The sequence below is a fragment of the Isoptericola sp. NPDC056618 genome, assembly GCF_042792715.1.
Lineage (GTDB): Bacteria > Actinomycetota > Actinomycetes > Actinomycetales > Cellulomonadaceae > Isoptericola > Isoptericola nanjingensis.
On record NZ_JBHTVZ010000010.1, the window covers coordinates 133,110 to 140,781 of the forward strand.

Consider the following 7,672-nt stretch of genomic DNA (forward strand, 5'->3'; position numbering starts at 1 on the left):
TCGTCACCCGCCGTTCACCTATCGGTGCCACGATGGGGGGCATGACAGCGTCGCGCCCCCGAACGTCCCGGTCCCGCGACGGACGCGGCGCCTCCGCCGCGCCGGACTCCGCCGTCGCGGCCGCCGAGGTGACGGACAGCCGCCCGCGCTCCACGGCCGTCGCGACGTCCCGCCCCCTGGACCCGCAGCTCGCGGCCCACATCGCCGAGCACATCGCCGAGGAGCCGGCGCCCGGCGACGGCGTCGCCGCCGCGGTCGAGCTCGAGCCCCTGCCCGACGACCGGTTCGCGGAGCGGGAGCTGAGCTGGCTCGCGTTCAACGAACGGGTGCTGGAGCTGGCCGAGGACCCGTCGCTGCCGCTGCTGGAGCGCACCCGGTTCCTCGCGATCTTCGCGTCCAACCTGGACGAGTTCTTCATGGTGCGGGTGGCGGGCCTGAAGCGCCGCATCGCCACGGGCATCGCCGTCACCGCGGCGTCCGGCATGAGCCCGCGGCAGGTGCTGGAGACGATCGGCGAGGGCGCGCACCGCCTCATGACGCGGCACGCGGAGGTGTTCCGCTCCGACGTGCAGCCGGCGCTCGACGCCGAGGGCATCACGATCGTGCACTGGGACCAGCTCGAGGTCCGCGAGCAGGAGCGCCTGCACAAGTTCTTCCGCAAGCAGATCTTCCCCGTGCTCACGCCGCTCGCGGTGGACCCGGCGCACCCGTTCCCGTACATCTCGGGGCTGTCGCTCAACCTGGCGGTCGTCGTCGCGAACCCGCTGACGGGCAAGGAGCACTTCGCCCGCGTCAAGGTGCCGCCGCTGCTGCCGCGGTTCATCGCCGTCGACGACCGCGGCCGCCCGTCGGCCCCCACGCCCACGCAGGGCGGCGGCACGCAGACGTCGTTCGTGCCGTTGGAGGAGGTCATCGCCCAGCACCTCGACCACCTCTTCCCGGGCATGGAGGTGCGCGAGAGCCACACGTTCCGCGTCACGCGCAACGAGGACGTGGAGGTCGAGGAGGACGACGCCGAGAACCTCCTGCAGGCGATGGAGAAGGAGCTGCTGCGCCGCCGGTTCGGCCCGCCCGTGCGGCTCGAGCTGGCGCACGGCATCTCGCCGCGCATCCGCGAGCTGCTGGTGCGCGAGCTCGACGTGGCCGAGGAGGAGGTGTACGAGCTGCCCGCGCCGCTCGACCTCACCGGCCTCAACGTCATCGCCGACATCGAGCGCGCGTCGCTGCACTACCCGCCCTTCGTCCCGACGACGCACCGCCAGCTCGCCGAGGTGGAGTCCGCCACGGCGCGCGACGTCTTCGCCGCGATCCGCGAGCGGGACATCCTGCTCCACCACCCCTACGACTCGTTCTCCACGTCGGTGCAGACGTTCCTCGAGCAGGCGGCCGCCGACCCGGCGGTCCTCGCGATCAAGCAGACGCTGTACCGCACGTCGGGCGACTCCCCGATCGTGGACGCCCTGATCGACGCCGCCGAGGCGGGCAAGCAGGTGCTCGCGCTCGTCGAGATCAAGGCGCGGTTCGACGAGCAGGCCAACATCTCCTGGGCACGCAAGCTCGAGGAGGCGGGCGTGCACGTCGTGTACGGGATCGTCGGCCTCAAGACGCACGCCAAGCTGTCCCTCGTGGTGCGCCAGGAGGCGGACGGGCTGCGCCGGTACTGCCACGTCGGCACCGGCAACTACCACCCGAAGACGGCCCGCATGTACACCGACCACGGCCTGCTCACGTGCGACCGCGACGTCGGCCAGGACCTCACGCGCCTGTTCAACCAGCTCTCCGGGTACGCCCCGCAGTCGCGCTTCCACCGGCTCCTGGTCGCGCCCCGCGCCGTGCGGGCCGGCCTCATCGAGCGCATCGAACGGGAGGCCGACGCCGCCCGCGCCGGGCACGACGCGTGGGTGCGTATCAAGGTGAACAGCGCCGTCGACGAGGCCACGATCGACGCCCTGTACCGAGCCTCGCAGGCCGGGGTGAAGGTCGACCTCGTGGTCCGCGGCATCTGCGCGCTGCGGCCGGGCGTGCCGGGGCTGAGCGAGAACGTGCGGGTGCGCTCCATCCTCGGCCGGTTCCTGGAGCACTCCCGGATCTACGCGTTCGCCAACGCGGCCGGACCGGCCATCGGCGAGGGGCCGGAGTCCGGCCCGGAGGTCTACATCGGCTCGGCCGACCTCATGCACCGCAACCTCGACCGTCGCGTCGAGGCGCTGGTCCGGATCGCCGACGAGGGCCAGGTCGCGGAGCTCCTGGAGCTCATGGACGCGTCCATGTCGGACGAGACCTCCACGTGGCACCTCCAGCCGGACGACACCTGGGTGCGACAGGCCGTCGGTCCGGACGGCGCCCCCCTCGCGGACCTGCAGGCGCAGCTCGTCGCCCGCCACCGCCGTCGGCCCGAGCGGGCTCGATGAGGGCGCGGTGAGGGCGGCTCGGGTGCGCCGGGCGGCGGGCACCACGGCGTCGCCGCTCGTGGACAGGCTGGGGGCGACGTCGGTGGAGCACGCCCCGGTGATCGAGTCGGCGGGCGGGCTCGTGTGGCGCGAGCGGGACGGACGGCTTCAGGTGCAGCTCGTGCACCGGCCGCGCTACGACGACTGGTCCTGGCCGAAGGGCAAGCTCGAGCCGGGCGAGTCGCTGAACACGGCCGCCGCGCGCGAGGTGGCGGAGGAGACGGGCAAGCCCGTGGTGCTGGGCGTCCCCCTGCCGGGGCTGCAGTACCTGACCCCCGAGGGCCGCGTGAAGCGGGTGCACTACTGGGCGGCCCGCCGCGCCTCGCGGTCCGGCGACGCCGCGGCGCTGGCCGCACGGTTCCCCGTGCAACCGCCGTCGACGGACGAGGTCGACAAGAAGGCGTGGCTCGACGTCGACGCCGCCGCCGCGCGCCTGACGCGCCGCGCCGACCGCGGACCGCTCGAGGCGCTCGTGGAGGCGCACGGCCAGGGCCGGCTCGCCACGCACGCCGTCGTCATCGTCCGGCACGGCAAGGCCGTCACCCGGGCGGCATGGCACGGCGCCGAGCACGACCGGCCGCTGACGCCGGTGGGGCACGCCCAGGGCGCGGCGCTCGTCCCGGTCCTCGCGGCCTACGGAGTGACGTCCGTGGTCTCCAGCCGCTGGGAGCGCTGCGCGGCGACGATCGAGCCGTACGTGCAGGCGGCGCGCGCCCGCCCGGAGCTCAGCGACCAGCTGGGCGAGGCCGAGCACGAGCGGTCGCCGTCCCGCGTCGCCGCGACGGTGCTCGACCTGCTCGAGTCGGGGCGGTCCTCGGTGCTGTGCACGCACCGCCCCGTGCTGCCGACCGTGCTGGACGTGCTGGGCCGGCACTCCCGCCGCGCCGTCGCGAACGTCCTGCCCTCGCGCGACCCGTTCCTCGAGCCGGGCGACCTGCTCGTCGCCCACGTCGCGACCACCGGCAGGGGCCCGCGCGTCGTCGCCGTCGAGAAGGTCACGCCGCCGGTCTACTGACCGCCGCGCCCGGTGGTCAGGTGAGCCAGGGGTGCAGGATCCAGGTCGTGATCGCGGCGACGAGAGCGGCGGCGGGGATGGTGAGCACCCAGGCCACGCCGATGTTCTTGGCCACGCCCCAGCGGACGGCGGACAGCCTGCGCGTCGCACCGACGCCCATGATCGCCGACGTGATCGTGTGCGTCGTGGAGACGGGCGCATGCAGGATGAACGCGTTGGCGTAGAGCACCAGGGCCGACACGGACTCGGCGACGAAGCCGCGGGCCGGGTCGAGCTCGATGATGCGGCGGCCCAGCGTGCGCATGATGCGCCAGCCGCCGGAGTAGGTGCCGAGCGAGATCGCGCTCGCGGCGGCCAGCTTGACCCACAGCGGGATGCTGCCGTCGGCGGCCGCCCACCCCACGGTCACGAGCGCCATGTAGATGACGCCCATGGTCTTCTGCGCGTCCTGCAGCCCGTGGCCGAGGGCCATCGCCGCCGCCGAGGCGGTCTGCGCGAGCCGGAACCGGCGCGTCACCCGCGACGGGGCCGCGTGGCGGAAGATCCACAGCACCGCGACCATCACCAGGTAGGCGCCGACGAAGCCGATGAGCGGCGAGAACACCATCGGCAGCACGACCTTGTCGATGATCGACTGCCCGTAGATCGGGAGCCCGGCCGCCAGGCCTGCCCCGACCAGCCCGCCGATCAGCGAGTGCGTGGACGACGACGGCAGCCCGAACCACCAGGTGATGAGGTTCCAGGCGATGGCGCCGATGAGGGCGCACAGCACCACGACGAGCGCGGTGTGGTTCGAGGCGTCCTGCAGGTCGACGATCGACGTCGCGATGGTCTCGGCGACCTCCGTGCCCAGCAGCGCGCCGACGAAGTTCATCACGGCGGCCATCAGCAGCGCGACCCGCGGCGTCAGCGCACGGGTCGAGACGGAGGTGGCGATGGCGTTGGCCGCGTCGTGGAAGCCGTTGGTGTAGTCGAAGCCGAGCGCGATCGCGACGACGAGGACGACGAGAGCCGCCTCCACCGTCAGGACTCCTTGAGGGCGATGGTCTCGACCATGTTCGCGACCCGCTCGAAGGCGTCGGCGCCCTCCTCGAGCATGTCGACGATCTCCTTGAGCTTGATGAGCAGGATCGGGTCGGTGGTGTCGTCGAAGAGCTGCGCGATGAGCTCGCGGTGCAGCTTGTCGCCCTGGTTCTCGAGGCGGTTGATCTCGACCCAGTAGTCGGACAGCTGGTCCATGGAGCGCAGGCGCGGCATGGCCTCGGCGGTGAGCTCGGCGCAGCGCTGCAGCACCTGCACCTGCTCCGAGACCCGCAGGGGCAGCTCGTCGACCTTGTACAGGACGATGAGGTCCCCGGCCTCCTCCATGGCGTCCATGCAGTCGTCGAGCGCGGACGCGAGGCCGTAGATGTCGTCCCGGTCGAACGGGGTGACGAACGTCTGGTTCAGGCGTCGCATGATCGAGTGGGCGGCGTCGTCGGCCACGTGCTCGGCCTCGTTGAGCCTGCGGACGATCCCTTCCCGCTCCTTCCGGGACGCCCCGAGCAGCTCCGCCAGGAGCGAGGCCCCCGTGACGTTGTGCTGCGCGAGCGTCGCCAGCATGTCGAAATAGGTCGTGTCGCGCGGTGTCAGGCGCAGGCGCACGTGTGGCTCCCGGATCGAGGACGCTGAGACTCTCACAGACTAGAGGTGGCCATCCTGGCGCGACCAGTTGAACGCGCGCTGAACGATCCGCCTCGCGGCTGCGGGAAAACTCGGGTGAGGTGCGACGCCGGACCGGGAGCGCCTCTCGGCGCGTGGCCGCTCGTAGCGGCTGAAGATGGAGCCCGGGGCTACCGCGGCCCGACGTCGCCCGAACATCGTAAGCCCGGGCGTCGGCGTGCTCCGAACACGCAGGTCAGCGCCACCGTTCACGCCCGGGACGCCTCAGTCGAGCGTGCCCGCCCGCCAGCCCGCGGCGGCGCGCTCCAGCTCCTCGGCGGTGCGCACGAGGTCGGCGGCCCCGCGGGTCATCCGCGTGGCCCCGTCGGGGTCCGCGACCTCGCGGGCGTCGGCGTCGAACGCCGCACCGGTCGCGAGGATGCGGCAGAACGACGCGGCCCGTTCCAGCGCCACCGCCAGGTCGCCGGCGTAGACGCCGGACAGGACGTCGTCCGCGAGCGTCCGCAGGTCCTCGGGGGCGGGCGGGCGGGGCACGCCGGCCACCGCCTCGTGCACCGGTGCGGCGTCGACGCCGAGGCGGTAGCGCAGCCCCACGGTGCGGGGGTCGCGCCGCACCCACTCGCGCAGCACGTACAGCCGCCACAGCGCGCCGGGCAGCGAGGCGGGCGCGGCGTCGGACCACAGGGCGGCGACGACGTCGAGCCCTTCCCGCTCGACGAGGCGCACCAGGCGGTCCACGACCTCCGGGTCCTCCGCGGCCCGGGCCCGGTGCACGACGGCGCGCGCGGTGGTGTGCGCGACCTCGTCGCGCAGCGCGGGGTCGAGGGAGCCGGGGATCTGCTCCGCTGTCTGCGGGTCGAGCATGGCGGGTCGGCGGTGCCTGCGCGGCTCGGGTGCGTCGTTCACCCCTCCAGTCTCACCCCCGGAGGCCCGGGGTCGGGGCCGGGTCGCGCGACGGACGCGCGTCCGGCCTGCTCAGCGCGCCGAGAGGCGGGCACCGACCTAGCATCGAGAGACGCAAGGGTCGGAAGAGCGGAGCGAGGACGATCATGACGAGCCCAGCACCAGGGTCTGCGGCGCACAGCGCCCACCGGAAGGCCACAGCCCTCGCCTTCGCGGCGGCGGTCGGCGGCTTCCTCTTCGGATTCGACTCGTCGGTCATCAACGGCGCGGTCGACGCGATCGAGGGCCAGTTCGACCTCAACTCCACCGTGACGGGCCTCGTCGTGGCGATCGCGCTGCTCGGCTGCGCGCTGGGCGCGTGGTCGGGCGGCAAGCTCGCCGACCGCTGGGGCCGCACCCACGTGATGGTGCTGGGCGCGGTCCTGTTCTTCGTGTCGTCGATCCTGTCGGCGATCGCGTGGAGCGCCTGGGACCTGGCGATCTGGCGGTTCATGGCGGGCGTCGGCATCGGCATCGCGTCCGTGATCGCCCCCGCGTACATCGCGGAGATCGCCCCCGCCGCGATGCGCGGGCGCCTCGGGTCGCTGCAGCAGCTCGCGATCACCGTCGGTATCTTCGCGGCCCTGCTGTCCGACCAGATCCTCGCGACGGCGGCCGGCAGCGCGGCGAACGAGCTGTGGTTCGGGTGGGAGGCGTGGCGCTGGATGTTCCTCGTCGCCGTGATCCCGGCGGCCGTCTACGGCATCCTCGCCATCCGGATGCCCGAGTCGCCGCGCTACCTGGTGACGAAGGGCCGTGAGGACGAGGCGCGGACCGTGCTCGCCTCCGTCCTGGGGCCCGACGAGCATCCCGACGACCGGATCGGCGAGATCCGCCGCTCGATCGCCGTCGACGAGGAGAACGCCGAGCTGGGCAGCCTCAAGGGCGACCGGTTCGGGCTCAAGCCCATCGTGTGGGTCGGCATCGTGATGGCGATCTTCCAGCAGTTCGTCGGCATCAACGTGATCTTCTACTACTCGACGACGCTGTGGCAGGCGGTCGGTTTCGACGAGTCGCAGGCGTTCCTCGTCTCGACGATCACGGCGGTCACCAACGTGGCTGTGACGTTCATCGCCATCGCCCTCATCGACAAGGTGGGGCGGCGGCCGCTGCTGCTCATCGGCTCTGCCGGCATGGCGGTCTCGCTGGGTCTGATGGCGGTGTGCTTCACGCAGGCCACCGGTTCGGGCGACTCGATCAGCCTCCCGGATCCGTGGAGCATCATCGCGCTGGTCAGCGCGAACGCCTTCGTGGTCTTCTTCGGCGCCACGTGGGGCCCGCTGATGTGGGTGCTGCTGGGCGAGATGTTCCCCAACCGGATCCGCGCCGCCGCCCTCGGTGTCGGCGCCGCGGCCAACTGGATCGCGAACTTCGCCATCACGCTGACGTTCCCGCCGATGCTCGACACGTTCGGCCCGGCGATCCCCTACCTCATGTACGCCGTCTTCGCGGTGCTGTCGTTCTTCTTCGTCCTCGGCAAGATCCCGGAGACGAAGGGCGTCGAGCTGGAGGACATGGCGGGCGAGGCGTACAAGCGCGCCTGACGCGCGCCCGAGACGTGCCGACGCGACGACGGCCCGCGACGCTCCGCACGGGGCGTCGC

6 protein-coding genes are annotated in these 7,672 nt (G+C 72.6%); 3 read left to right on the forward strand and 3 right to left on the reverse strand.

The window, feature by feature from the left end:
• Positions 1-32 precede the first annotated feature (32 nt).
• Together ACFQ8T_RS13680 and ACFQ8T_RS13685 are read left to right on the forward strand one after the other, a co-directional pair.
• On the forward strand, positions 33-2,411 hold the full coding sequence (locus ACFQ8T_RS13680) for an RNA degradosome polyphosphate kinase (RefSeq protein WP_430547070.1): 2,379 nt from the start codon (positions 33-35) through the stop codon (positions 2,409-2,411).
• Between the two features lie 58 nt (positions 2,412-2,469).
• Positions 2,470-3,465 (forward strand): NUDIX domain-containing protein, encoded by a 996-nt coding sequence (locus tag ACFQ8T_RS13685; protein WP_430547077.1) that lies wholly within the window; start codon positions 2,470-2,472, stop codon positions 3,463-3,465.
• 16 nt (positions 3,466-3,481) lie between these two features.
• On the opposite strand, the gene ACFQ8T_RS13690 is transcribed toward ACFQ8T_RS13685, so the two are convergent.
• The 3 genes from ACFQ8T_RS13690 to ACFQ8T_RS13700 all read right to left on the reverse strand — a co-directional run bounded on the left by ACFQ8T_RS13690 (position 3,482) and on the right by ACFQ8T_RS13700 (position 5,991).
• A complete protein-coding gene (locus ACFQ8T_RS13690; RefSeq protein WP_430547071.1) occupies positions 3,482-4,486 on the reverse strand; it encodes an anion permease in 1,005 nt (334 codons plus the stop codon).
• 2 nt (positions 4,487-4,488) lie between these two features.
• The gene (locus tag ACFQ8T_RS13695; RefSeq protein ID WP_430547072.1) at positions 4,489-5,109 is read right to left on the reverse strand and encodes a DUF47 domain-containing protein; all 621 of its coding nucleotides are present in this window, start codon (positions 5,107-5,109) and stop codon (positions 4,489-4,491) included.
• Between the two features lie 282 nt (positions 5,110-5,391).
• Positions 5,392-5,991: a hypothetical protein gene (locus ACFQ8T_RS13700; protein WP_430547078.1), complete on the reverse strand. Its 600-nt coding sequence runs from the start codon at positions 5,989-5,991 to the stop codon at positions 5,392-5,394.
• 185 nt (positions 5,992-6,176) lie between these two features.
• Here ACFQ8T_RS13700 and ACFQ8T_RS13705 point away from each other — a divergent pair, with 185 nt between their 5' ends.
• On the forward strand, positions 6,177-7,613 hold the full coding sequence (locus ACFQ8T_RS13705; RefSeq protein WP_430547073.1) for a sugar porter family MFS transporter: 1,437 nt from the start codon (positions 6,177-6,179) through the stop codon (positions 7,611-7,613).
• Positions 7,614-7,672 lie beyond the last annotated feature (59 nt).